21 protein-coding genes are annotated in these 25,408 nt (G+C 38.1%); 8 read left to right on the plus strand and 13 right to left on the minus strand.

What is annotated here, in order from left to right:
- Positions 1 to 4 precede the first annotated feature (4 nt).
- From ACO1DI_RS15675 to ACO1DI_RS15695, 5 genes are all read right to left on the minus strand, one after another.
- The gene (locus ACO1DI_RS15675; RefSeq protein WP_423145457.1) at positions 5 to 874 is read right to left on the minus strand and encodes a triphosphoribosyl-dephospho-CoA synthase; all 870 of its coding nucleotides are present in this window, start codon (positions 872 to 874) and stop codon (positions 5 to 7) included.
- 5 nt (positions 875 to 879) lie between these two features.
- Entirely contained in the window at positions 880 to 2,532 is a 1,653-nt protein-coding gene (gene mdcA / locus ACO1DI_RS15680) for a malonate decarboxylase subunit alpha (protein WP_423145458.1), read from the minus strand.
- 37 nt (positions 2,533 to 2,569) lie between these two features.
- Positions 2,570 to 3,496, minus strand: a complete 927-nt coding sequence (locus tag ACO1DI_RS15685; RefSeq protein ID WP_014461496.1) for an ACP S-malonyltransferase — start codon at positions 3,494 to 3,496, stop codon at positions 2,570 to 2,572.
- Between the two features lie 264 nt (positions 3,497 to 3,760).
- A complete protein-coding gene (locus tag ACO1DI_RS15690) occupies positions 3,761 to 4,717 on the minus strand; it encodes an LLM class oxidoreductase (protein ID WP_014461497.1) in 957 nt (318 codons plus the stop codon).
- A 57-nt stretch (positions 4,718 to 4,774) separates the two neighbouring features.
- Positions 4,775 to 5,974, minus strand: a complete 1,200-nt coding sequence (locus ACO1DI_RS15695; protein WP_014461498.1) for an MFS transporter — start codon at positions 5,972 to 5,974, stop codon at positions 4,775 to 4,777.
- A gap of 329 nt (positions 5,975 to 6,303) precedes the next feature.
- Between ACO1DI_RS15695 and ACO1DI_RS15700 the strand changes: the two genes are divergently transcribed.
- From ACO1DI_RS15700 to budA, 6 genes are all read left to right on the plus strand, one after another.
- Positions 6,304 to 6,672: a winged helix-turn-helix transcriptional regulator gene (locus ACO1DI_RS15700; protein WP_014461499.1), complete on the plus strand. Its 369-nt coding sequence runs from the start codon at positions 6,304 to 6,306 to the stop codon at positions 6,670 to 6,672.
- Between the two features lie 83 nt (positions 6,673 to 6,755).
- Positions 6,756 to 6,935, plus strand: coding sequence for a hypothetical protein (locus ACO1DI_RS15705; RefSeq protein ID WP_014461500.1), 180 nt, complete (start codon positions 6,756 to 6,758; stop codon positions 6,933 to 6,935).
- A complete protein-coding gene (locus ACO1DI_RS15710) occupies positions 6,935 to 7,132 on the plus strand; it encodes a YwbE family protein (protein ID WP_014461501.1) in 198 nt (65 codons plus the stop codon). Before ACO1DI_RS15705 ends, ACO1DI_RS15710 begins: the two co-directional genes overlap by 1 nt.
- A gap of 862 nt (positions 7,133 to 7,994) precedes the next feature.
- Positions 7,995 to 8,159 (plus strand): aspartyl-phosphate phosphatase Spo0E family protein, encoded by a 165-nt coding sequence (locus ACO1DI_RS15715; RefSeq protein WP_014461503.1) that lies wholly within the window; start codon positions 7,995 to 7,997, stop codon positions 8,157 to 8,159.
- Positions 8,160 to 8,388: 229 nt separating this feature from the next.
- Complete coding sequence (alsS, locus tag ACO1DI_RS15720; RefSeq protein ID WP_014461504.1) at positions 8,389 to 10,065, plus strand: acetolactate synthase AlsS; 1,677 nt, start codon at positions 8,389 to 8,391, stop codon at positions 10,063 to 10,065.
- A gap of 16 nt (positions 10,066 to 10,081) precedes the next feature.
- Positions 10,082 to 10,795: an acetolactate decarboxylase gene (gene budA / locus ACO1DI_RS15725; protein ID WP_014461505.1), complete on the plus strand. Its 714-nt coding sequence runs from the start codon at positions 10,082 to 10,084 to the stop codon at positions 10,793 to 10,795.
- 107 nt (positions 10,796 to 10,902) lie between these two features.
- Here the strand turns inward: budA and ACO1DI_RS15730 are convergent, their stop codons facing one another.
- From ACO1DI_RS15730 to ACO1DI_RS15755, 6 genes are all read right to left on the minus strand, one after another.
- Entirely contained in the window at positions 10,903 to 11,325 is a 423-nt protein-coding gene (locus tag ACO1DI_RS15730; RefSeq protein ID WP_014461506.1) for an NUDIX hydrolase, read from the minus strand.
- Between the two features lie 5 nt (positions 11,326 to 11,330).
- The gene (locus tag ACO1DI_RS15735; protein ID WP_014461507.1) at positions 11,331 to 13,172 is read right to left on the minus strand and encodes a 2-aminoethylphosphonate aminotransferase; all 1,842 of its coding nucleotides are present in this window, start codon (positions 13,170 to 13,172) and stop codon (positions 11,331 to 11,333) included.
- Positions 13,165 to 14,295 (minus strand): phosphonopyruvate decarboxylase, encoded by a 1,131-nt coding sequence (gene aepY, locus ACO1DI_RS15740; protein WP_014461508.1) that lies wholly within the window; start codon positions 14,293 to 14,295, stop codon positions 13,165 to 13,167. The genes ACO1DI_RS15735 and aepY overlap by 8 nt, the downstream gene beginning before the upstream one ends.
- On the minus strand, positions 14,288 to 15,805 hold the full coding sequence (gene aepX / locus ACO1DI_RS15745; RefSeq protein WP_014461509.1) for a phosphoenolpyruvate mutase: 1,518 nt from the start codon (positions 15,803 to 15,805) through the stop codon (positions 14,288 to 14,290). The genes aepY and aepX overlap by 8 nt, the downstream gene beginning before the upstream one ends.
- Positions 15,806 to 15,818: 13 nt before the next feature.
- A complete protein-coding gene (locus ACO1DI_RS15750) occupies positions 15,819 to 16,868 on the minus strand; it encodes a Mur ligase family protein (RefSeq protein ID WP_423145459.1) in 1,050 nt (349 codons plus the stop codon).
- Between the two features lie 355 nt (positions 16,869 to 17,223).
- Complete coding sequence (locus tag ACO1DI_RS15755; protein WP_014461511.1) at positions 17,224 to 19,845, minus strand: putative amidoligase domain-containing protein; 2,622 nt, start codon at positions 19,843 to 19,845, stop codon at positions 17,224 to 17,226.
- 245 nt (positions 19,846 to 20,090) lie between these two features.
- Between ACO1DI_RS15755 and ACO1DI_RS15760 the strand changes: the two genes are divergently transcribed.
- Positions 20,091 to 20,765, plus strand: coding sequence for a hypothetical protein (locus tag ACO1DI_RS15760; protein WP_226556132.1), 675 nt, complete (start codon positions 20,091 to 20,093; stop codon positions 20,763 to 20,765).
- 3 nt (positions 20,766 to 20,768) lie between these two features.
- Here the strand turns inward: ACO1DI_RS15760 and speE are convergent, their stop codons facing one another.
- Positions 20,769 to 21,656, minus strand: a complete 888-nt coding sequence (gene speE, locus ACO1DI_RS15765) for a polyamine aminopropyltransferase (RefSeq protein WP_042992322.1) — start codon at positions 21,654 to 21,656, stop codon at positions 20,769 to 20,771.
- 360 nt (positions 21,657 to 22,016) lie between these two features.
- Here speE and ACO1DI_RS15770 point away from each other — a divergent pair, with 360 nt between their 5' ends.
- Positions 22,017 to 23,198, plus strand: a complete 1,182-nt coding sequence (locus ACO1DI_RS15770; RefSeq protein WP_014461515.1) for an MFS transporter — start codon at positions 22,017 to 22,019, stop codon at positions 23,196 to 23,198.
- Positions 23,199 to 23,247: 49 nt separating this feature from the next.
- On the opposite strand, the gene nasC is transcribed toward ACO1DI_RS15770, so the two are convergent.
- Positions 23,248 to 25,398, minus strand: a complete 2,151-nt coding sequence (nasC, locus tag ACO1DI_RS15775) for an assimilatory nitrate reductase catalytic subunit NasC (RefSeq protein WP_406866636.1) — start codon at positions 25,396 to 25,398, stop codon at positions 23,248 to 23,250.
- Between the last annotated feature and the right edge of the window lie 10 nt (positions 25,399 to 25,408).

The raw sequence follows: 25,408 nt of genomic DNA on the forward strand, positions 1-25,408 counted from the left end.
ACGTTTACGATTCTTTAAAAAGAGATATTCGGTCTAAAAATAATACGGCAGCCAGTAAATCTGCGCTTCCACCTGGAGAAGCGTTAGATGATAGAAGCATATGATCCAACGCTTCTAGCCGCTGTTTTCCCATTAATGTAGCTACCCCTCCAGCTTCTAACACATTGGATGCAGCCATTTTAACCTCCTCCAACACAACCGGACCAGCACGATGCAAAATACACGTATCATCAAGGTTGGCGATTAATGTTACTAAAGTATCAATCCTTGCTGATGTTTCATGTATGCCTAGCTTGCGAGCTTTATGTAAAGCAGGCAAGCCTATGTGAATCACATGGGGAAACCCTTGCTGCGCTTCTCCAGCCGCTCCTTTTACGCCATACTGTTTTTTTACACGAAGTCCATTAGATGAATGCAGAGGACAGAAACGATCTGCATAACGAGCAATTTGTCCTGCAGCTTCTGCGATGGATGCTGGTGACGCTTGAATACCGCAAACTGCTGTTGCGGAAGCAAGGAGACCTAATGCCCAAATAGCTCCTTTGTGTGTATTAACACCATGCGTAGCTGCGTACATAATTTGTTCGCCCTCGCGTCCAATTCGAGCAATTTCTTCTCTTAGCGTCTGACTTGGCTGCTTTCCTTGGCTATATAATGCAATCTGTGTAAAGGTCGGTTGTAAAGCATAAGCCGAAGTTAACAGCGTCTCAATATTCATGTCTTGATGAGATCCAGTTGTTGCTGCATCTACGAGCCCAGGCTTAGGTGTAAGTACGGCTTCATCAACTAGAGCAGTAACAGCCATTTTGGCTATTAGACGTGAATAAAATACAGCAGCTGTTTTTGACTCTTCTTGAATACTCTGCATACGCATATTCCTTACCAGCTCCTAAATTTAGCAGGAGGACTATACAAACCATCTGACCATTCTACTAAATCTTCTACACTTCTTGCAGCCAATAATGAACGCTTTGCTTCTGTACGGCGAATCTGTAAATCTTCAGGAAAAGCCACCAGGCCATCTCTGCGCATCTTTTCTACTTTATCTTGGTTGTGCCGCAATCCTATAGGCGTTACCCCTGCTACTGCTGCAAGCGCTGCTTTTCTTTCATCTAAGCTTTGTGCTTTGTATAAATAGGCAATTCCTTCTTCCGTCACAACATGCGTTACATCATTCCCGTAAATCATAACAGGAGCGGTAGCTAAATTTGCCTGTTTAGCTACATTTATTGCATCCAAAGACTCCACAAAAACAGGCTCATTTCCCGCTTGAAAGGTTTCAACCATTTGAACAACTAGCTTTCTGCCTCTTGCTAGTTCGTGCTGCTCGTTTATCATATCCAACCAAGCAGGCGTAGAATGTCGGCGACCTCTAGGGTCATGCCCCATGTTAGGCGCTCCGCCAAATCCTGACAAACGTCCGGATGTGACGGTAGAAGAATTTCCTTCTCCATCTATTTGCAAAGTTGATCCTACAAAAGCATCTACCGCATATTGACCAGCTACTTGACACATCGCACGGTTTGAACGCAGGCTGCCGTCGCGTCCTGTAAAAAACACATCTGGACGTGCCGCTGTGTATTGTTCCATTCCTACTTCTCCACCAAAGCAGTGCACGCTCTCAATCCATCCGCTTTCAATAGCTGGAATTAACGTGGGATGAGGGTTCAGCGCCCAATGCTTGCATATTTTACCTTTCAATCCTAACTTTTCTCCATAAGTAGGCAACAAAAGCTCGATAGCAGCTGTATTAAAGCCAATGCCATGATTTAATGATTGTACGCTGTGGCGCTCATAGATCCCCCGAATTGTCATCATGCCCATTAAAATCTGAAGCTCTGTAATATGACGAGGATCTCGTGTAAATAAAGCTTCCAATTGATAGGGTTGGTCCGCCACGACGATGCAATCAACCCAAGAAGCTGGAATATCGACTCTTGGAAGTTCTTCCACTAGTTCATTTACCTGCACAATAACAATTCCATCCTTAAACGCGGTTGCTTCTATAATGGTCGGTGTTTCTTCCGTATTTGCTCCTGTATATAAATTACCTTGTGCATCCGCTTTGTCAGCAGCCACTAAGGCAATGTTAGGAATTAAATCAATGAAAAGGCGTCCGTAAAGCTCTAGATATGTATGAATTTCTCCCATTTTCAACGTATCATCTTCAATCATTTGAGACACGCGAAGGCTTTGAGCACCTGCGTACGAAAAATCAATTTTTTCAGCAATTCCTTTTTCAAATATGTCGAGATGTTCCGGACGTGAAATACTAGACATAATCATATGAAGGCCATTTATTTTATCAGCGCTTACTCCATTCAGCGCCTTTGATAAAAAAGATGCTTGCTTTTGATTGTCTCCTTCAAGCACTACTTTATCTCCGGGTGATATAAGCAATTCTAACGCTTCAATAATGTGTTCATTACCCAATAACTTTCCTTTAAGAAGATGATCTATTTTCGCAAGGCGAGCTGCTTTTTGATCTCGGCGAGTTGTCCATGATTTTGAAGTTTTTTTTATGCCACTCATGTTCTAGCTCCTTTCTTCTATCCCTAAATTAAGGCGCTTACATTTTTTCTTTTTCCATTAAAATTAACACAGACTTCATGGTAGATTCGGCTGCCGAAATAGCCCTTGCTTCCGGAAAGCTCTTAGCAGTCAAATCCGTTAGTACTCTTCCTGGAGCCATTTCAATATATAATCTTGTACCCATTTCATACATAACTTCCGTCGCATCATGCCAACGAACGGGTAGTGCAACACTCGCTGCCAAATCTTCCTTAACATCAGCAGCTTTCCATAATTTCCGAGCTTTACAATTACCTATAAAAGGAACGACCGGGTCTTTTCCTTTCACTTCAGTTATTGTTTTTCGTAACTCGCTCGAAACTCCTTCCATAAGAGGACAGTGAGAAGGCACCGTTACATGAAGTATTTTAGTTTTTCTAGCCCCTTTTTTAGATGCTTTTTCAAGAACTTTCTCAATTGCTTTTAAGGTGCCAGAAATCGTTATTTGATCAGGAGCATTTAGATTCGCTACGTAAACAGGAGCTGCATCAGTTGATATTTCATGTACAATAGAGAGAAGCTGATGTTCGCGCAGTCCCATTACAACCCCCATACCATAATCATCAGGATAAGCTTTTTCCATCAGTTCCCCTCTTTTTTTCACAAGAAGAAGAGCTTCTTTAAAAGATAACACTTCAGATGTAACTGCTGCTCCAAACGCCCCTATTGAATGCCCTCCTACTACGTCTGGCGAGTATCCTGCCTTTTTAAACGCTCTAGCCGTAGCCACTCCTGCAACAAAAAGACATACCTGAACATTTTTATTATATTTTAATTTTTCTGACGAATCTAACGATAATACATCTTGATGTAAAGCCTCACTTGCTTCTTCAAACGTACTCGCTAATCCCCATTTATTTTTTATATCATGAAGCATATCAGCATATTGTGCGCCTTGTCCTGGAAATAAAAATGCAACACTCATCGTGTTTCTCCTTTCGACTTTGTATCATCCAAGGAGATAATGGATACTTTTATTATAAAGAACATAGGATCAATAACTCTAATACATATTTCTTATATATCCTATAACTTGAAATATATAAAAAGAGATTGAGACATAACGAAATCAATGAAATCTACGTTCATCCTACCAATAAAAAATCCGAACGAGTTAGATTCTCCATTAAGAATCTAACTCGTTCGGATTTTCCTTTAACTAAACTGCTTTTGTCCCAGCCTCTTTTTGCTACATATGACCTGGAAAATGCGGAAGCACTTCTTCACCAAGCTCATGTATGACTTCTTCAGCCGGACGCTTACTATCAAAAAGAGCAAAAAAGAGGTGATTAACTCCTATTTCTTTATAAATAGAAAGAAGCTCAATTAATGTATTACGACCTGCTCGAAATCCTAAACGAATTGGCGTTGGCATTTCATTTGGATCTTCTGCCAAATCTAGATGCATAGGCTGTGTAAAAGGTTTAAAAACGCCTGGATGATAGCTGTCAACCAGTTTCCTCCATTGTGTAATAGCTTCTGCCTGAAAATGCGGATGACGAGGATAATACATCCAGCCGTCTCCATACTGTGCAAACCACTCCATATTTTGCTGACTGTATCCCGTAATCATCGTTGGAATACGTTTCGTTGGCTTAGGAACAACGTTTGCTCCTTGAATGGATCCCAAAGCAGACTGGATAGATGGAAATTCTTTATTTAACGCTTCTTCTAAATAATGAAAAGCCTCTACAAATCGCTTTCCTCTTTCTTCATGAGGAATACCTAACCCTCGAAAATCTGCTTGACGGTCTCCAGAAGATACGCCCATAATCAAACGCTCAGGAAAAAGCTGATCAATGGTTGCCATTTCTTTAGCTATACGAAGCGGATGGCGTAAAGGCAGCACAATAGCAGATGTACTAAGCGCAATTTCTTTTGTTTGACTAGCAAGATAAGTCAAATAAATAAGCATATCATAAATTTGACCCGTGGCTGGATCACCAAATGATGGATCTTGAAGAAGGACATCACGGAACCATAAGCTTGTAAACCCATATTGTTCTGCAAGCTGCGTGAGCTCTACTTGTTTCTCCATCGTAGGCGTCGCATACTGATAATTTTCAAGCGGCATATGCAAACCTAATGTTAACTCATTTTCCTTGTACATACGACGATATGCCTTGTGATCTTGAAATGTAGTCATTTGCTTCCTCTCCTTTTATAACTAAGAGATCATCGCAAAAAGCGATGATCTCTTTTTTTATTTTGCTTTTGCTTCTATTGAACGGCTCCATGCCGTTAATAAGACCGCTCCTAAAACCATAACTCCTCCAATCCAGGGAGTATGAACAAGACCAATGGAATCAACGATTAGGCCACCTACAAAAGAACCAATGGCAATCCCAACGTTAAATGCAGCAATATTAAGCGCAGAGGCTACATTTACTGCTGAAGGGACATACTTTTCAGCTAAGTTCACGACCAGCACTTGCAGTCCAGGTACGTTCATAAATGCCAATAAGCCCATGGCAAAAATCGTGATTGTTCCCGCTACTTTAAACGACGCGGTAAACGATAAAATAACTAAGATAACTGCTTGAATTAAAAACATCCAAAACAATGCTTTTAATGGATTTTTATTAGCAGCTTTTCCTCCGATCGTATTTCCGATAGCTACCGCTACACCATATACCAGTAGCAAGATACTAACTGCGCTTGGTGCGTATCCTGTTAGCTTTTCAAGAATAGGCGCTAAATACGTATAAGCTACAAACGTTCCCCCATACCCTAAAGCAGTAATAGCAAACGATAGTAAAAGCGGCCCGTTTTTTAAAATTTTCAATTGATCACTAAACTTTGCCGGCGGCGCTTCTTTTAAGTTTTTAGGTACTAAAAGAGCACTTGCAATAATAGCAATAACGCCAAGTAAAGCTACACCCCAAAATGTTGCTCGCCAACCGAAAGCTTGTCCAATAAATGTACCAAGCGGAACACCTGTAACAGTTGCAACTGTCAAACCTGTAAACATTAAAGCAATGGCACTTGCCCGCTTATCTTCCGGCACCAAATCAGCAGCGATAGTCGCACCGATAGAAAAGAAAATCCCGTGTGAAAATGCAGTAATAATTCGTGCTATAAGCAGCAGACCAAAGCTTGTTGATAAAGCTGCTACTGAGTTTCCTACGATAAAAATAACCATCAATAGCATCAACAGTGATTTTCTGCTCATTTTACTTGTTAAAGCTGTTAATACGGGAGCTCCAAATGCAACCCCCATTGCGTATCCTGAAATTAATAACCCTGCTAGTGTGATGGAAATATTTAAATCATCTGCAAGCGATGATAATAAACCTACTGGAACAAACTCTGTAGTCCCGATTCCAAAGGCGCTAATAGCTAGCGCTAATAGCGGCAAAGCACCGCTTTTTTTACTTTGTTGCGTTTGTGAAAGTGTGTTCACTTCTTAACGCCTCCTGTTCATTATAATAACTTCTTTATAATAGCTTCTTTTACGGCTGATTAGCTTAGGTACCTTTCATATATTCGCTAACTCGCCATCAACAATTGTTATTATGAGCGATGTAAAACCAAAGAAAAAGTACGCACTTTCAAGTGATATAGGTACCTGGAGGTTACAATAAGCGTAAATACTAAAGTCATGAACTATTGGGTATTCTAAAAAAATGCTTACACCTAGAAAATTCTGCGCTATAGTGGTATGATAAACATCAGAAAAAATGCGAAACCATGCATTTAACCGTTATCTCTAGAACAAGGAGAGTTGTTAACGTGAAAAAATATAATATTCCAGTGGAAGCGGCACTAGAAGTCATTGGAGGCAAGTGGAAAGTCGTTATTCTTTGCCACTTAATTAAAGGGACAAAGCGCCCTGGAGAATTAAAAAGAATTATGCCGCGCGTTACACAAAAAGTATTAACGCAGCAGCTTCGCGAACTTGAAGCAGACGGCATCATTGTTAGAAAGATATACAATGAAATGCCGCCTCGAGTAGAATATTCTTTAACAGATTACGGATGGTCTTTAAAAAGCATTCTTGATTCATTATGCTCTTGGGGAGAACATCATATTGAAAAAACGTACCCTGATAAAGAAGCTGTACTTATGCAGCCTGTAGAAGAAGTCACTGTTTCTAATTAAAAAAAGCTGACTAGATAGTCAGCTTTTTCATTCCCTTACTTTCGTTGTTTTTTAAACGATGTACGTATTCAGGAGGAACCCTTATGACAGAACAACTTAAAAAGAAAATTAGTCTTCAAGATGCTATCAAACAGCAGCTTGCTAATAAGAAAAATCAATCTTCAAATAAAGCTAAGAACGGCAGCACCAATCAAGCAACCAAAAAGCTGACGAGTCAACAAACCAAAAAAACGAATAATCAGCGAAAGAGAACAGGTGTATAATGAACGGTCAAAATAGAAAAGACATAGCTCCTGGAACTAAAGTCGACATTGTTTTAAAAGCAGATCAGCGTTCTGGAAAACTTACACACGGAACGGTCAAAGACATTCTGACCAATTCAAGCTTTCATCCACACGGCATCAAAGTCCGTTTAACAGATGGACAAGTCGGACGTATAAAAGAAATTTACCCAAATTAAAAAAGCATGTATTCTACATGCTTTTTTAATTTACACTTTAAATAAATCTACTTATTATTTCCTACTTTTGTTAAAATAAAGAAGCACTGTCGTCCCCTTTCTTTCCCTTGGGAATTCACGCAAGGAAGAAAAAGGTGGTGGATAGTCTGAGACGAATCCTCAAGTCATTTTTCCTAGATGCTGAGAATGTTCAGCTCCTAACGGCTTACGTAGAGCTTTTAGGAGCCATAGTCGCTCTTATTTTGCTATTTTTCCAGTAGTAAAATAAGTAATCACCGATAAGTATCCTCTAAAAGGTTCTTCATCCATAAGGCTCGTGTGCTGATTGTCTTTAGGGAATCGTGTTTGGCGGCACTTCCCTATAGTAAAAAGACAGCTTCCTTGCAGAAATGGACAAGGTGTAATCAACTACGGCCGATTATGGGTGCGGGACCTTTTTCTTTATTAGTCTATGTCTTTTTTAAATTTCCATACACAAAAATAAAAAAACCTCCGAGTTGGCGGTCTCGAAGGTTTTTTCTAGTGAATCGTTTTCGACAAATCCTCATCCGGGCTAACAAGGTTCAGATCCAATAAGATTATGTGATGAATTTCTTCACCTTACAAGTTACACTTGTCAAAGCTAAGAATTCATTCGCTTGTTAAGAATAACTGAACGTGCGCTCCAGATTATCATTTTTCCTAGCCTCAGTATATCATACTTGTTGAAAACAGGTAAAAAAAGTGTTCGACAAAACTTGTCAGCAGCTCTTCACCTATGTCATATTTTTCAAAACAAAAAACATTTTACAAATATGAAGGAATTTCATACTATTAGATAAAAGATAAAAGATAGAAGTATTCTGACTTGGAGAGGATTTCAATGAAGCAACCTCAGTTAGAAAAAGAAATTCGAGCCTTACAATCAGATATTTACCAATTAGCTAAGAAAACAAGCAGCTATTCTCACGGTGAGATTTTAAAATTAAGTCAAAAACTAGATCAAAAAATTGTTAGTTACCAAAAGCTTTTTAACCATACCAAATAAGAGCCGCGTAGGACTTTCACTTGCTATCCCTCAAGTACCATAAACCTACAAATAAAACAGACATGTTTTATTCGCAATAGGTACATCTCTGCTTCCCTAATTAATAGGGAAGCTTTTTATTTAGAAAATTAAAACCTTCTCCTTTCCTTTGGTTAGTTGTCATACAAATTGGGTATTCAATCAGTAGACCTTAAAACTTATTTAAGAAACATAAAGGAGAGAATGCACGATGAGTAATGCCGATACTACTGAAACAAAAAAAGGCGCCGATTTACTAGTAGAAAGTTTGGCAAGTCAGAATGTGCCTTATATTTTTGGCATTCCAGGAGCCAAAATTGATGGCGTATTTGATGTTTTGAAAGAGAAAGGACCAGAAGTAATTGTTTGCCGCCATGAACAAAATGCTGCGTTTATGGCAGCTGCTATGGGAAGACTGACAGGTACGCCGGGCGTTTGCCTTGTCACATCAGGTCCAGGTGCCGCAAATCTAGCCACTGGCCTTGTTACTGCTACTTCTGAAGGTGATCCAGTGGTAGCCCTAGCAGGAGCCGTCCCAAGAGCAGATCGATTAAAAAAGACGCATCAATCAATGGATAATGAAGGACTATTTAAATCTATCGCCAAATTCAGCGTTGAGGTAGAAGATGCTGCAAACGTTCCAGAAGTGATAACAGACGCCTTTCGCGAAGCTGTTTCTTCTCCTTCAGGAGCATCTTTTGTCAGCTTGCCGCAGGATGTAATGGATAGCGAAACATCAGCTTCCACTCTATCCGTTCTAAAAACTCCTACGATTGGCGCTGCTAATTTAGACGCTGTTGCCCAAGCTATACACACTATTCGCACAGCAAAATTACCTGTTTTACTTTTAGGTATGAGAGCAAGTAAATCTAAAGCAGTGGAATCAATCCGTCAACTTATAGAAGAACATGACCTTCCTGTGGTGGAAACGTTCCAAGGTGCGGGAGCTGTTTCAAGAGAGCTTGAAACTCACTTTTTTGGACGAGTAGGTCTTTTTCGCAATCAGCCTGGAGACGTCTTATTGAAGCATGCTGACGTCGTCTTAACAATCGGATATGACCCAATTGAATACCCTCCTTCTCTTTGGAACTCAGAAAGTCAAAGAAGCATTATTCATTTAGATGATGTACAAGCGCAAGCTGACCACCATTATCAGCCGGAAATTGAGTTAGTAGGGGATATTCCAAGCACAATTGACATATTAACGGATAAACTCCCACATTTAATACGTTCAAAAGAAAGTGCTTCTTTTTTAAAAACATTAAAAAGCAAACTTGAACAACCTGACGATCAGTACGAGTTTTCTAATGACACTCACCTTCATCCCCTACAATTAATTGAAATTTTGCAGAACTTTGTTGAAGATGACACTACCATCACATGTGACGTTGGTTCGCATTACATATGGATGGCTCGTTATTTTCGTTCCTATGAACCTCAGCATTTACTATTCAGCAACGGCATGCAGACGCTAGGTGTTGCTTTGCCTTGGGCTATTTCAGCTGCACTCGTTCGCCCCCATAAAAAAGTTCTGTCCATGTCTGGAGACGGCGGTTTTTTATTTTCAGCTATGGAGCTCGAGACAGCCGTTCGGTTAAACTTACCAATTGTTCACATTATCTGGAACGATCAAACCTACGATATGGTTGGCTTTCAACAGCAGATTAAATATGGCCGAAAATCTGCGGTAGAGTTCGGCAGTGTAGACTTTGTTACGCTTGCTGAAAGTTTTGGTGCCAAAGGATTTAGAGTTAACTCACCAGAAGAATTTTCGGACACTCTAGCAAGCGCTTTTCGTGAACAATGCCCCGTTATCATCGATGTGCCTGTAGATTATAAAGATAATGAAAAATTAAATACACAGCTACTGCCAGATCAAATTAACTGAAAGGACTGAGTAAAGAATGAGCAATGAAGAAAAATTAACGATTTACCAAACTTCCACTATGATCGCTTTATTAGACGGAGTATTTGACGGTGTTGTCACTTACAAGGACTTAGCTAAAAAGGGTGATTTCGGCATCGGTACGTTTAATCAATTGGATGGTGAAATGATTGCCTTTGACGGAGAATTTTATCATATTGCTGATGGGAAAGCCGCCCCTATTAGCGAAGATGCAAAAACACCATTTGCCATTATGACAACCTTTTATGAAGATATCTCTTACCGTGTAGAAAAGGAAATGAACCGTGAACAACTAGAAACCTTAATGAACAAGCTTATTCCAAGCCCTAATTTATTCTATGCAGTTCGCATTGACGGGAAGTTCAAAGAAGTAAAAACCCGCACGGTTGCAAAGCAAGAGAAGCCCTATCCTTCTATGGTAGATGCAGCGGCTAATCAGCCTACATTTACATCTTCTGATGTAAATGGAACACTAGCAGGTTTTTACACGCCAGAATATTCCTCAGGCATCGGTGTTCCCGGCTATCACCTGCATTTCATTGATGAATATAAAAAAGAAGGTGGACATGTTTTAGACGTCTCCGTTCAGGATGTTACAATTCAAATCTGCAAAAAAACGAAATTAAATCTCAATTTATCGGAAACAAGTGAATTTTTAAATGCTAATTTAGAAGACCATGATGTAGAAGAAGAAATTGCGACGGCTGAATAAGCAACGATACTTTTACTGTAAAAAAACTCTCATCGTTACGCATGACGATGAGAGTTTTTTCACTAGGGTTCACCCCGCATATCTATCACAACACAGAAACCTTCCGCCTATACGTAAAAAGAATCCGTGTCTTTTAAAACATAGAAAAAAGGTATTTCAGTCTCATTTAGACATCTAGTCATTCGATCCTTAAAGTTATCTAATTTAATGATGCCTTTTGCTTCTTCGAACGTAAAATATCCTACATCCTGCGTTTCACTAGAAACTGAAATTTCCCCGCTAATCGCTTTTCCCTTTAATAAAATAACAGTAGTAGATCGTTTAACATCTTGTTCTACTCCGAGAAAGTTTGTCACTTCAATAACAATTCCAGATTCTTCTTTAACTTCTCGTATACCCGCATCTGTTATCGATTCATCTGCTTCGACAAAACCACCGGGAAATTCCCATCCCCGTCTATGGTTTTTGACTAGAAGCACGTGATGATCTTGATTTACCACCATAACTGCTACAGCTAATTTTTGATTCACTTTTTTCACTCTCCTTTTAAAGTGTTAAGATATTGTTCAAGAAGGTGAAGAAATCTTTCTATATCTCTATACGTGATATTACCAATATTGGCTATTCGAAACGTTTCTAATTTATCGATTTTACCGGGATAAATAGTAAATCCTTGTTTATAAAAAAAATCATGCATGATATCAAAATTATAATTTTGATAGGAAGGTTCGAGGATAGAGGTAATAATTTTAGAATGATGTGTTTCAGGAACCAAATAGGTCAACCCAAGCCGAGTAATTCCATCCGTTAAAGTAGTCCATGATTTTGAATAGCGTTCATATCGTCTCTCGATTCCTTCCCACTGAGTTTCTATAATTGCCTGCTTTAAGGCATACATAGTCTGAACAGGAGGAGTAAAACGCATTTGTTTATTCATTTGGAAATAGCGATACTGATCATATAAATGAAGATAAAGGTTGCGAGGCTTCATTTTCTTCGTTTTTTCTAACCTTTCTTTATTTGCTATAACAAACGACACGCCTGCCATTCCTTGAAGGTTTTTATTTGCACTTGCGGCCAGATAGCTTATATTCATTTTTTGCATGTCAATTGGAACAGCTGCATAGGAACTCATTGCATCTACAATCATCTCGATATTTTCCACTGCGCAAAGTTTCCCAATTTGCTCAATATCATTAAGAAGCCCTGTTGACGTTTCACAATGAACAAGCGCCAGATAAGAAACGTTCGCCGAAATCTTTTTTATAAAAACTTCTAAGTCATTCATATCAATAGCCCGCTCAGCGGAGCTTTTATATTCTGCATAATCCAGCCCATAAATTTCAGCGATTTTACACATTCTTTCACCGTATGGACCATTATTAATAATAACAACCGTACCGTTATCAATTACTGAACTTAAAATCGATTCCACGGCCGCCGTTCCAGATCCGCCGAATAGTACCGTAGTATATTTATCTGAATTCCCAACAAACTTTGTTAATTCAGCAGAGATAAACTCCATCGTCTCTCCAAATTCTTTTTCTCTCGGGCAAATGTCTTCCACTATTTGAGCATATTTTACGGTGTCTGTTGTAGTTGCCGGTCCAGGATTCAGGAGGATATTTCTTTTAACGGCGTGCGGAATACCTTCACGAGCTTTAATAATCGGATAAACAATAGTAGTTGCTCTTGCCCAGTGATCTTCATCATCCACTTCACACCATGCCAAATTATCCAGTTTATGAACATACACATTTGCTTTTTCGGAAATTTTAACAAGCCCGTATTCATAATCAATCGCTTGATTTAGCTGAAACAGCGTATTTGCTTCATCACAAAGTCTCTGAAATGTAGCATAAGAGAGTTTGGTTAAACCAACTAGTTCTGCATAAATACTATTCAACTCTTCTTTTTGTTTTGACATATTCTTAAGGTTATTATTTTCATCAGCTTCGATATACACTTCATCGCCAGCATCGTTCAATTTACTCGCTAGTATAACATCTGATCTCGAATGATTTATTAATGTTTTCAACGCACTCTTTTCATAAATTACATCTGATTCCAATAGTAAAAAATCTTCTTTAATATAACTTTTAAATTGATACAGCGTAAACAGACTTCCCGTTGTTTCGTATCTAGAATTATAAACACATTTTATTTGAGGGTATCTAACCATTAGCTTTTCATATTCTTCTTTCATATAACCTGTTCCAATAAAAATCGTCTTAACTCCTGCTTCTATTAACTTTGAAATGGAATGTTCAATAATCGATTTTTCATCAATCATCAAAAAACCTTTAGGGCGGTTTCCAGCTCTTTTACGAATCCTGCTCCCCATCCCCGCAGCTAGAATAACAGCTGTCTTAATCATCTAAAAACACCTGCAGTCTTTCTCTGACTTCATAAGGCTTCATTTCAGGACGCCCCAGGTTCTTTTTAGATCCCTTCGCTATTTTAAGATATAAAAATGTTAATTTTTTATCATTTTTCCACTGTTTGATATACATCTCTAACTCATTTAAGTTATGAACATGAATGGAATTTTGATACCCACAGGAAGAAGCAATATCTACAAAATTAATGTTATGAGAGACCGTATGTTGTCCCCCTGTAGAATCATGGGTTTGATTGTCTAAAAGAATGTGTAATAAATTTTCCGGACAATAGTATCCGTTGGTTGCTAGATTTCCCATGCGCATAAGCAAAGCTCCGTCTCCATCAATCGTAATGATGTTCTTTTCATTTCTGCTCAAAGCTAAGCCCAAACCAATGGAACTAACGCACCCCATAGATCCAACCATATAAAAATTATTTTTTGCGTCTTCTATTTCGTAAAGCTCTCTTCCCGTTTTTCCTGTAGCGGCCAATTGAATGGTATCATTGTCCTTTATTGAATTAACTACTTGTAGTGCCTCATACCTTGAAGGTAACTCGTCGGTTGTTATCTGTTCACTTTTCATTTTAGGAGTAACGTTTTTCATTGATTTTTCTGAAAGCTTAACTGACTCAAACGTTCCTTTTTTCACAATAAAGAAGTAGCTTTCATTATTTTCAATAGCTTGATTAGCCCGCCGTAATTGGTTTTTAACTTCGGTAAAATCAAAAGATAAATATTCCCATTTTATTTTCATTGTATTTAGCAGAGCAGGAGTAATTTCTCCCATTAATTCATGCTGTGGTTCATCCGGAAATCCAGGTTCTCCGCGAAAACTGACAAATCCAAGGACAGGAATTTTAAACGGATGAATAAGAGAGGTTAAAGGGGAAACAGCATTTGCTAATCCGGAGTTCTGCATTAAAACAACCGCTTTCTTGCCAGCAATTGATGCGCCAGCAGCAATTGCTACTGCTTCTCCTTCATTTGCTGCTGCAACGTATTCACATTCGTTGATAGCGTAATTAATTAGAGGTTTAAGATAGGAACAAGGAACCCCACTATAAAATTGAAAACCTAGTTTTTTTAATTGATTCCCAAATAATGATGTACTAATCATTTTTCCCACCATCTTTTTGAAGCTTTATATACGTTTCGGTATCTATCCATGATCCCATCGTATATTTAACAGCAACCGGATGAATTAAATTAATATAATTAAAAAAATCAGAGAACGTGAGCTGAGCAAAATCTTCTCTTTGTGCCAGTTCTTCCAAAACTTTTTTTACAACCTCAGTGCCTTTTCCGGAAACTTTCCAAAGACCAATGAATTCACCATGAATGTTTTTAGAATTTGGACTGGATGACATTTGAATTAAGTCTACTGTTTTGGAATAAAGCTTTTTGGAATAGGGAAATTCAGCCGTTACATAAGATGTTTGATCCCCTTTTAAATCATAATCAGCTCCTGCTACGATAGTGATATCACCACTTTCATGAATTAACTCCTCAAAAACATGAGTTTTATACACGATGTTACTATCACTGATTAAAGTAGCCGTTCCTAGCTTATCTCTTGCAGCATAAAGATCATATAATTCTCCTTGATTAGGAGACTCCTTGTCTTCCATAGCTTTGTTACTGTCTACTTTTATACTATTTGTCACGCCAACTTTTTTTAATTGATTCATTTGCTCAGTTATTAAAACGTCATTTGCTGATTTTTTTACCAGAATCATAGCGTTAATACTATGATTGGCAGAGCTTAAATAAAGTTTCTCTGCCATATCGAGCTCTTCAGCTTTTTGAAGACGGAAAACTTCCTCAAGCGGAGAGACATTTTTTTCTACGTTAATCAAACTTTTATCGTAATAAATCTGAGCGGACGTTTTCTGCATAGCTGTAATAGAAGATCTTAAATTATGGTTGGCCCAAATGCTTAAGCTAATTCCTAAATCACTAAATTTATCAGTTGGAACCGAATAATATTTGGTTGGAACAATAATAACCGGAAGCCTGTTTCCCCACTCTTTCATAAAAGCTTCAATCTCTGTCATATCTGACCTTTTACTATGAATCAAAACGGCATCGGTTCCCGCTTGGCGATAAGCTTCTGCACGTTTTAAAGCTTCTTTCAGCCCCCACCCTGCAATAAATGCTTCTACACGCGATACCACTACAAAATCTTCGTCATTTTGGCTATCTTTCATTGCTTTAATTTTGCCGCAAAATTCATTAATATCTGCGAGCGGCTGTGCTTCACCTTTAATAAATGAGTTTGTTTTTGGAAACAATTTATCTTCAATACATACGCCTGGAATGTCTCGCTGCTCCAACTTCTTAACTAATCTTCTTGCATTATTAAAATTCCCATAGCCTGTATCACCATCCAGAAGAATGGGAACGGACGTTGCATCACTCATAAACTCTAAGATATCTAATACCTGTGTCCACGAAGCCTCATTATTATCTCTTACACCCAGTGCTGCGGATAAAGACAGGCCGCTGGCCCATATCCCTTTGAACCCTGCTTCTTCTACAATCTTTGCAGATAGCGCACTGTGAGCCTCCATAATAAACTCTAGCTGCTTGCTTTCTATCAACTCTCTTAGCTGTTTGGTCTTCTTCATGTCTATCCTCCTTTTACTCTTCGTTGTCTAGAATAAGTTTATTTCTTAATTCTTTAAAAGTAGGTTTTGTCATAACACAATGTGTTACTTTTAATAAAATTATTGTATTTTCATTTAAATATGGAGCTAGCACATTGTATACTTCATCACCAGTTTTACAAAAATAGACTCTATTAGGGTCCATTCCATATTTTAAAGCTCCTGTTCCAATAGCTTTTGCTTCATCTCCCACTGCAACTAGAATGTCAATTTTGGATTCCGCTGCTTTTTTTCCCATATCTTCATATTGTTTAATTGCATAAGGTCCTTCTCCTAGCTGAGGCATGTAGCCTAATAAAGCGATAGATTGTTTCTCTTTTGACATATCACTGAGAACTCCAAGAGCTGTAGCCATCGATAAAGGTGAAGAGTTCCATGTGTCGTTAATTACCGTACATTCATTCATTCCTCTTTTAAATTCCAAATGTTCTTCTACTTGTTCAAATAAGCTTAGTCTTTGTATGGCAACGGAAATATCAACGCCCACATAAGATACTGCAGCAATGGCAGCCAGTGCATTATACACATTATGTTCACCATATCCAGGGATAAAAGCATCGTATTCTTTGTTTTTGTGCTTTAAAGTAAAAGTCATTCCCCCATTAGCATATTTAATATCTTTTGCTTGAAATTGGGAATCATTATTCTTACCTATATATACAACATTTTGAAGATGCTTTACATCAAGCACTCTCTTAATATTTTCGTCATCTGCGTTTAAAATTAAAATGCCGCTATTTGGATCTAAGCCTTCTACAATTTCGGCTTTTGCTTTCATATATTCTTCAGGTGTTTCACAATCAGCAAGATGGTGCACGCCTATATTTAATAGAATTCGTATTTGTGGCTGAAAGTAGCGGCACGCAACTTTTAAATAACCTGGATAAGCGACCGGCATTTCAAAAACAGCTACTTCTGTCGTATCATCAATACCTGTTAAATAACGTAGATTTACAGACATAGAATTCATACTCATCCACGTAGCTTTCACTTTATAGTCTTCAATTAATATTTGTCGGATCATCTCTTTCGTGGTCGTTTTTCCACAAGTTCCTGTAACTCCAATAACAGGAAGATCAAAAAGCCCTCGGTAGTATTCGATAAATTTCCAATAAGCCTCTTCTAATTGAGCTGTTTTAACAAGAATAATATCTCCCTCTAAGTTTGTGCACAGCTCAGGGTGATCTGTTATAACGACAATTGAATGATTTTCTTTCCAATACTTTCCTCTAATCGGTTCTCTATCTAAATGAAAGATGAGTGTATGATCCTCTATATCCTTTTTAGCGTAGTTTATAGCATGTTTAATAACAGGATTTCCTGATCCATAACAAAGGTCTCCCCCGTTTGTTTAAGGATTTCATTTAATGTAAAGTGCTTCATGTTAAATCCTCCTTTTCTTCTTCGTAACCAGCCAGTGAAGACGCATAATTAAGCAGACGAATCCCCGCCAAAGTACGCAGCTTATAAGCTCTAATTTGTGAGAACAGACTATCTGGTTTTGCATTTATTTCAAGCAACTTTATGGAACCGTACTGATCTATACATAAATCTACCGCTAGCTCTCCAAAAGGACCCACTTTCTCTTCTACTGTTGCCACAATATTTTTAGATATTTTAGCTAATTGGTTTATAATGAGCCTCCTGTCTGTTGGATCGGGATATAAACTATTCAATATTTTACTGAGACGCATATTCGTTTCTGAATCTTCCGTTAGCACATCTTCACCGGTGAGACGCGCAACCATGCCCGTTCGAAGCCAAATTTGCTTTTCATTTTTTTGCATATAAACCCGTATTTCTAAATTTTTATCTTTATGCTGTTTTCTGCGAATTCCTTCTTGAACAAGATAAGGATTGTTTTTCATCAAAGGGGAGAGCAAAGTAAATAATTCTTCCATATTACTGAATTGATGCAGCTCTTTTTTATTAAGATCAAACCAAAAGATGCCTGTTGGTCGGCGAACGATGCGCATGACTCCTTTACTTAAGGCCCCGCCAAGCGGTTTTAAATAAACTTCTCCGTACCTATCAAGCATTTCTGCAATGTCTTTAGGACTTTGTACGAGACGTGACTCTGGAAGAAATTCTTCATATTCTTTCATAAGAAGTTCATATGTTGCCCACTTATCTCCCGTAAGCTGAAACAAGTTTGAAGAATTAACAAAAGGAATTTTATAAATCGCCTGAAGTTTTGCTCTTACTTCATCTATTAAAATATTTTTTCTGCCATCTATGAAATAACGGTCATAAATAACAGCAGGAAAAGGAAAGAGCCCTTCACCGTTAATGGTTGTTCCTTTAACCAATTTTTTCTCCCAATCAATATCTTCGGGTTCAAACACATATACAAGCATTCGCTTTTCATTTGCTAAGCGACATAGATGGTGGAAATAAGTTGTTTGTCTTTCAAAAGGACGGTTAGCAAGAATGCCAATGATAGGACCTAAAGTTATAATGCCTTCTGAAGCTGATAGCTTGGGGCACCAATCTTTTGGGAGAGATAGTTTATCACGGAGAGATTTAGAGAGTTGAACCATATTTGGATGGCGAAATGAAAAAGGATAAGAATGCACAGTTGCCGTTGATATTGCCTTTCCTGCACTAATAATCGTAGACTGCCCCTCTTGGAGGCCGTATTTTAAACGGAGCTTTTTGGGGATTTGGATAATATGTCCGCGGTCATAGATTTCTTTAGAAATTTTTGCATTCCAATTCCTGCGAATATCATTTGATTCATCACAAGGAATTTCTTTTTCGATCATTTCAAATAGAAAAGATAGTTCATTTTGATAGTATGAATAGCTGGATGTTTTCATAAGATTGGCCTTGATATCTTTCCACATTCGTTTAAGAAAGATTTTATTCCCTTGATAGTAGGCACGCTGCGTAAGTGGATGAAATAAAAATTCGCTTTTTAATTCATGATGATGGGTAGCAACTAGCTGAGCAAGAGCTAAAGTGGAGAGAGTAATTCTAGGGTCGATAATCCAAGAGCTTAAAGTTAAATACTCAAATCCATACGGTTTCTCACGATAGCGTCCAAGACCTCCATGGTTCGTTTTTCGTCTGAGTTTAGCGGTCTTAGATTCTTCTATCAGCGCTACGGGAATAGCAAGGTAGTGGTCAAGAGCTCTTAATAAGGATAAAGAAAGCGGAATGCCAAAATGAATATGTCCTCCACATTGATACCCTGAAAACGGCATGCTGCCTGCTCGAAAATGAACATTTTCATATGGTACCTGTGCAGATGCTTTTTCTATTAATTTTTGGATATTCTCAAATAGCTCTGTTGATGAATTCGCTTTTTCAGGCCTAACTTCTACTAATGCATACTCACCGCTATCTTGCTCTATTTGTCTTTCATCACAGCCTACCGGACCTTCAACAGAAAAAAAAGTAGAAGCTGGTAGAAGCTCTCCATCACAACTTAACATAAACTCAACATCAGCACCCATGCTAAAAGGAAGACTAGGCTTTAATGGATTTTCTATCCATTCACTCTCTGATGAGTTAATATCGGTGACGATACACTCTCCATTTTCTAATACCCCCATTTTGACAAAGCCGCTTTTAGCTCCCGTTACGTAGAGCGCTCGAATGGCTACGTTCGTCAGCATTTCCGGTACATCCATGCTGTTTATCTGCTCTAATTTCCAACCGAAGGCTTGCGTTCGAATGGGTATTTCATTAAATACAACATGTTCACTGGTTACTACTTGTACTTTTTTCACGCTCAGTCCTTCTACTTCTAGACAATATTCTTTGTCTATTGCATATATTTTCGTAAAATAATCATATCCTTCATATATTGCTTGGTCCTTTGTATTGACGATAACAATATCTCTTCCGCTATAGTGACCATATTTCCTACCTATCACTGGATATGAACAGGTTTTTGGGTCAACTAATTCAACAGACGGTATATTATTCAGATTAAGAGTTTGCAACGTCATTTCTTTATCAGATAATATCCCTAACTCTTCTCTCATTGGATCCATTTTAAAGCCTCCTAGTTAGAACTTTCTATCGTATTTTGCTCCTTTAATGCCCTATAACAACAATCAGCTACTCATATAGTATGTAACTATACAAAATACTCCTGTACATATATCTATTTATTTCCACCACCTCCGAAAACTTTTTATGTATGTATTTAACTTCTGTAATAATTCACCGATTTTATTTTTACTGCATTTATTATAGAAAGGATAGATTTCAAACGATATAAAAGGAGAAATAGTAAATGACATTAAAATTCATTCATGGAAACTACTTAAAATACAATAAAGGAACTGGCTTTATAAGCTGTCATGTGGATGCACTTCATGCAGAACCACCCGCTGCTGATTTATTTACGGATAAAATTGTAGAGAATTTAGTCAAGAAAACAGGATGTGCAGGAATCGTTAGTACGGTTTCTAGAACCACAGCAGATTTAAATAGAAATCTAAATGAAACAAACTATGAGGGAATACAAGAATATAGAAGAACAATCCAAGAAATTGTTAAATCTTTAAAGATAGTAGATAGTAATAATTGCCTTCTGACACCCTACCTGCATTTATCTTTTCATGGAATGAAGGATACACATTACGGGCCTTATGCAATTGAAGTGGGGACTTTATATGGACAATCCTGCTCAAAGGAAGTTAAAGATTGGTTTCAACAGGCCCTGACTAAAAAAGCTGAAGATTCGTTCCCTAAAATCCATGTAATATTTGATAATAAATTTGTTGGAAACGAATCAATTGCCTTTCACAGACAAGGTGACAATAAGAACTATACAGGTTACAGTCATAATTTTAATACGTTTCAAATTGAATTATCCCGAACTCTGCGCAGCAAACACAGAACTACCATAATAAATATATTTTCCGAGATTATTGATGACTTTCAACAAACATTCGTCGCTACTTAGTTTTTAGGAATCTTTTCCGTCTACTATTTCTTTTATATATTTAGGTAAAACAAATGATGCACGGAAAATTTCAGGATCAACATATTGAGTATGTGTATGCTGTAGCTTCGTCAGATCGGCCTGAAGAGGATCCATTTTTTTAGAAGCAATTGTAAAACTCCAAATGCCACAAGGGAACAGAGGTATAGTCACTAAATATGTGCGGACAATTGGAAATAGCTCCTTTAAGTTTTTAATTGTGCCTTGTAACGTAGAAGTATTGTAGTAAGGAGATCCTGATTGAAAAACAACCACGCCATCATCTTTAAGGCTGTTGTAGACATATTGATAAAAATCAGGTTGAAATAGTTTTTTTCCCGGTCCAACAGGGTCAGGTCGATCAATTATGAGAACGTCATAAACTCCCTTTTGTTCTTGAATCCAATCTATTCCATCGCGATGTATCATATTGAGCCTGGTTTCACCATCGTAACAAGAAGCCGGAGTTAGCCATGTGCGGCAGATTTCTGTAACTTTTGGATCGATTTCGACTACATCAATTTGTTGAATTCCGTCATACTTCATTGCTTCACGTGCAGGACCGCAGTCTCCTCCGCCAATCATTGCAACTTTTTGGGGATTTGAATGCGTTATAATTGGCACATGGCTAATCATTTCATTATAAATAAACCCTTCTCCTGTTGAAATTTGTGGGGTACCATCTAGCACCAGCATTTTCCCATACCATTTTGTATCCACAATACTGATTTGTTGATAGGAAGATTGCTCATAGTGAAGCAGACTTTTTACTTTATACCCCATTTTCACTCTAGCCTGTCCAACGTAACTCCATATCCAGAGAACTCCATTATCATCCTTTTTATAACCTGAAAGAGGATGCTTTTCTGTCACTTTTTCCACCTTCTATTTCGAAAATTTGTGTTCTATATAAAATATGAATTATTTTTGATTTGGCTATAATTCGATAGCACAAATTTATAGGTGCTGACTCTATTAATCTCTCTCATTTTGAATTTCTTTCCCAATTTCCACTATATTTTCACTTACTTTTTTAAAGTCTTTTAACCGTTTCTTTATGAGCACTTAGAGTTTACGACTAGGTTATCCTTTCACTTTTTTCTGCATCCTTTCTCCAGTAAAACCACGGAAGAAAACCTAACACAAAATGATACATAACAAAGAAAGCGTAGTATCATAATTACCATATTGCAACAGCTTTGCGCTGCATATAAAAAAGGAGGTTTTTAAGCAATGTTTTCTAAACGGCCCTTATCTGTACTTCTTATCTCGACTTTATCTATGATTATTGCTTTTTCAGTATGGTCTGTCTTCGCACCTATCGCTGCAGATATTCAAGTGATGTATTCATTAACCAATGCTGAAAAAAGTATTTTAATTGCCACTCCCGTCTTACTAGGTTCTCTGATGCGAATTCCAATGGGGATTTTAACAGATCGCTTCGGGGGAAGAAAAGTGTATTCGTTGACTATGCTGGCTCTTTTGCTCCCCACCATTTGTGCAGGCTTTACTCATTCTTACTCCATGCTGCTCTTTTGGGCATTTTTTATCGGCATGGCTGGAACAACATTTGCTATTTCCATTACATATGTCTCTAAATGGTATTCACCTCAAAAGCAAGGTTTTATTTTAGGAATTGCCGGGATGGGCAACTTAGGATCGGCGGTAGCAAGCTTTAGTGTTCCACTTATCTTTTCTTCTTTTGGCTTGCCTTGGGTATTTTGGAGTTTAGCAATTGCGGTAGCCTTGATGGCTCTTTTATTATGGGTAGGAACTTCAGACCACCCTTCTGCTGCTTCTCCTAAAACGCTTCAGGAATCTTTATCGGTATTAAAGTTTAAAGAAACGTGGTTTTTATCCATTTTCTATTTTTTAACATTTGGTGGATTTGTAACGTTCAGCATCTATCTTCCTACCATTTTGCATGATCAATTCGATGCTTCAACTGTAGACAGTGGGCTAAAAACAGCTGTTTTTGTTATACTAGCGACGTTTGTACGGCCTCTTGGAGGATATTTATCGGATGTATTCGGAGCAAAAAAAGTACTCACCCTCGTCTTTACCGGAATGCTACTAATAGGGTTATTTATTGCATTTACCATCACGGCCTTCTCCCTATTTAGCGTAGGTTGTTTACTTGCAGCTCTTACTCTTGGTATCGGAAATGGAGCTGTTTTTAAAATGGTTCCATCTGTTTCGACAGGAAACATTGGAGCTGTTACCGGGATCGTAGGAGCATTCGGAGGAGTAGGCGGCTTTTTCCCTCCTATTGTGCTAGGCTTTATAAAAGATACAAGCGGAGATTACGTTGTCGGTTTTTCCTTGCTAGCGCTTTTTTCCCTATTCTGTCTCTTACTGAATTATTCTGGATTCAAAAAACAAGATGTACGTATTAACCAAAAGCACCTTGCCTGATTCCACGTAAAAAGCCTCTTTTTTCAAGAGGCTTTTTGCATCAGCATTTTTAATAGCTGCTTCTTTTTACAGAAGGGCTAATATTCACAGCACTTACTTTAAACCCCGGCATCTTACAGGCGGGATCTAATTTCTCAGAGACAAGGTTATTAACATTTTGAGAATCCGCCCAGTGAAAAGGAACAAATACGGTATCTGGCCGAATGCCCTCTGAAAATTTGCTTCTTACAACAATCCTTCCATATGAAGATTCAATTTGTACTAATTCTTGATTCGAAATTTCATATTTTTTCGCTGTTGAAGGGTGAATTTCCATAAAAGATTCGAAATTTCTAGCAGATAAAGACGCACTTTTTCGCGTTTGTACACCCGTTAAATAGTGTGACATCACTCTCCCTGTTGTTAAATAGAGAGGATATTTTTCTGTTATTTTTGCCTTAGGAACAATAGCTTGATTCGAGACAGGGACCATCATCGCTTTTTCATCACTATGAGCAAAACGCGTTTCAAACAGGCGCTCGGTTCCTTTATCTGTTAAGCTTCTGCATGGCCATAAAATTCCTTTTTCCTCTCGTAATCGTTCGTACGTAATACCGGAGTAATCAGCGATCCCTCCTTTACTTGCCGTTCGCAGTTCATTGAATATTTCTTCAGCTGATGAAAACGAAAAATGTTCCTCTTTCCCCAAAACTTTAGCAATTTCACATAGTATTTCCCAGTCGTGTTTGATTTCGCCGCGGCATGGAAAGCTAGCTTCGCGTAATGTAACTCTTCCCTCTACATTTGTCATGGTTCCTTCATCTTCCAAGTAGGAAGATGCTGGTAAGATCAAGTTTGCTAATTTTGCCGTTTCTGATTCAAACATATCTGCTACCACTAGAAATTCAAGCTTTTCAAAAGCCTTCTTAACAAAATTAGCGTTTGGATTTGAAACTGTTGGATTTGAACACATCAAAAACAGCCCTTTAATTTCACCGTCATGAATTTTTTCAATCATCTCATATGCAGAAACACCTTTTCTAGGAAGATCTTTCTCCTCTATGTTCCACACATCTGCTATATACATCCGGTGCTCATGATTTTCGATTGAGCGGTAGCCTGGAAGCTGATCCGCTTTTTGACCATGCTCTCGGGCTCCTTGCCCATTTCCTTGACCGGTAATGGCCCCATATCCGCAGCGGGGTTTACCGATTTTCCCAACAGAAAGTAGAATATTCAAAAAATTTCGCACCGCAGCACTTCCGTCTGTTTGCTGCTCTACTCCTCTAGCAGTAAAAATCATTCCTGTTTCTCTTTGACCAAACATACGGGCAGCTTGATACATTTCCTCCAGTGGCACTCCCGTTATTTCTTCAATGACATTAAACTCTAGAGACGCCACATATTGCATCACCTCTCTAAATCCATTAACACGTTCTTGCAGAAATCGTTCATCCAGATAATTTTCTTCAATAATGATCTTTAAAATTCCATTGGCTAATGCTGCGTCGCTTCCCGGTTTAAGTTTTAGATGTAAATCTGCTATTTTAGTTGTAGCTGTTTCTCTTGGATCAATGGCAATAATAAAAGCTCCGTTTTCTTTTGCTTTTTCAAAATAAGGCATAATCGTTGGCTGACATTCTGCAATATTTGTTCCAGCTAACATAATACATTCAGTAAACGGAATCTCTTGCAAGCTATTCGTAAATCCTCGGTCCATGCCAAATGTTTTACTAGCAGCAGAAGCAGCAGCCGACATACATAAGCGTCCATTGTAATCAATATACTTTGTTTTTAATGCAACTCGAGCAAATTTCCCTAATAAATAAGCTTCTTCATTTGTAATAGAGGCACTTCCATAAACACCTAGCGCATCTGCTCCATTCTTCTCTTGAATCTCTGTAACCTTTTCTTTAATATAGTGAAGAGCTTCTTTCCAAGAAATCTTTACAAACTCTCCGTTTACTTTTAATAAAGGGTATTGAATCCGATCTTTATGCAAAGGATGCTGATGCGCATTCATTCCTTTGATACATAACCTTCCTTGAGAAGTAGGGTTGTCTGTTCCAATTGTTTTATACGTTTTCCTTTTTACATGTGTTTGTTCAACTAACTGCATTTTACACTGCATGCTGCAGTAAGGACACTGCGTATTATAGATACGCTCGGTTTCAACATGCTTTTGCTGCTCACGAAAATATTTCAATAGCATCTCAGTCATCGTAGTTCAC

Source organism: Priestia sp. 40, assembly GCF_049368575.1.
GTDB classification, from domain to species: Bacteria; Bacillota; Bacilli; order Bacillales; family Bacillaceae_H; genus Priestia; species Priestia zanthoxyli.

Excerpts from the sequence above, each read along its gene's own strand:
- ACO1DI_RS15675 (WP_423145457.1), bottom strand. The coding sequence starts at position 874 with ATGCGTATGCAGAGTATTCAAGAAGAGTCAAAAACAGCTGCTGTATTT.
- budA (WP_014461505.1), top strand. The coding sequence starts at position 10,082 with ATGAGCAATGAAGAAAAATTAACGATTTACCAAACTTCCACTATGATC.
- ACO1DI_RS15705 (WP_014461500.1), top strand. The coding sequence starts at position 6,756 with ATGACAGAACAACTTAAAAAGAAAATTAGTCTTCAAGATGCTATCAAA.
- ACO1DI_RS15750 (WP_423145459.1), bottom strand. The coding sequence starts at position 16,868 with ATGATCCGACAAATATTAATTGAAGACTATAAAGTGAAAGCTACGTGG.
- ACO1DI_RS15715 (WP_014461503.1), top strand. The coding sequence starts at position 7,995 with ATGAAGCAACCTCAGTTAGAAAAAGAAATTCGAGCCTTACAATCAGAT.
- ACO1DI_RS15760 (WP_226556132.1), top strand. The coding sequence starts at position 20,091 with ATGACATTAAAATTCATTCATGGAAACTACTTAAAATACAATAAAGGA.
- alsS (WP_014461504.1), top strand. The coding sequence starts at position 8,389 with ATGAGTAATGCCGATACTACTGAAACAAAAAAAGGCGCCGATTTACTA.
- aepX (WP_014461509.1), bottom strand. The coding sequence starts at position 15,805 with ATGAAGAAGACCAAACAGCTAAGAGAGTTGATAGAAAGCAAGCAGCTA.
- ACO1DI_RS15735 (WP_014461507.1), bottom strand. The coding sequence starts at position 13,172 with ATGATTAAGACAGCTGTTATTCTAGCTGCGGGGATGGGGAGCAGGATT.
- mdcA (WP_423145458.1), bottom strand. The coding sequence starts at position 2,532 with ATGAGTGGCATAAAAAAAACTTCAAAATCATGGACAACTCGCCGAGAT.
- nasC (WP_406866636.1), bottom strand. The coding sequence starts at position 25,398 with ATGACTGAGATGCTATTGAAATATTTTCGTGAGCAGCAAAAGCATGTT.
- ACO1DI_RS15755 (WP_014461511.1), bottom strand. The coding sequence starts at position 19,845 with ATGGATCCAATGAGAGAAGAGTTAGGGATATTATCTGATAAAGAAATG.
- ACO1DI_RS15685 (WP_014461496.1), bottom strand. The coding sequence starts at position 3,496 with ATGAGTGTTGCATTTTTATTTCCAGGACAAGGCGCACAATATGCTGAT.
- ACO1DI_RS15690 (WP_014461497.1), bottom strand. The coding sequence starts at position 4,717 with ATGACTACATTTCAAGATCACAAGGCATATCGTCGTATGTACAAGGAA.
- aepY (WP_014461508.1), bottom strand. The coding sequence starts at position 14,295 with ATGATTAGTACATCATTATTTGGGAATCAATTAAAAAAACTAGGTTTT.
- ACO1DI_RS15770 (WP_014461515.1), top strand. The coding sequence starts at position 22,017 with ATGTTTTCTAAACGGCCCTTATCTGTACTTCTTATCTCGACTTTATCT.
- ACO1DI_RS15710 (WP_014461501.1), top strand. The coding sequence starts at position 6,935 with ATGAACGGTCAAAATAGAAAAGACATAGCTCCTGGAACTAAAGTCGAC.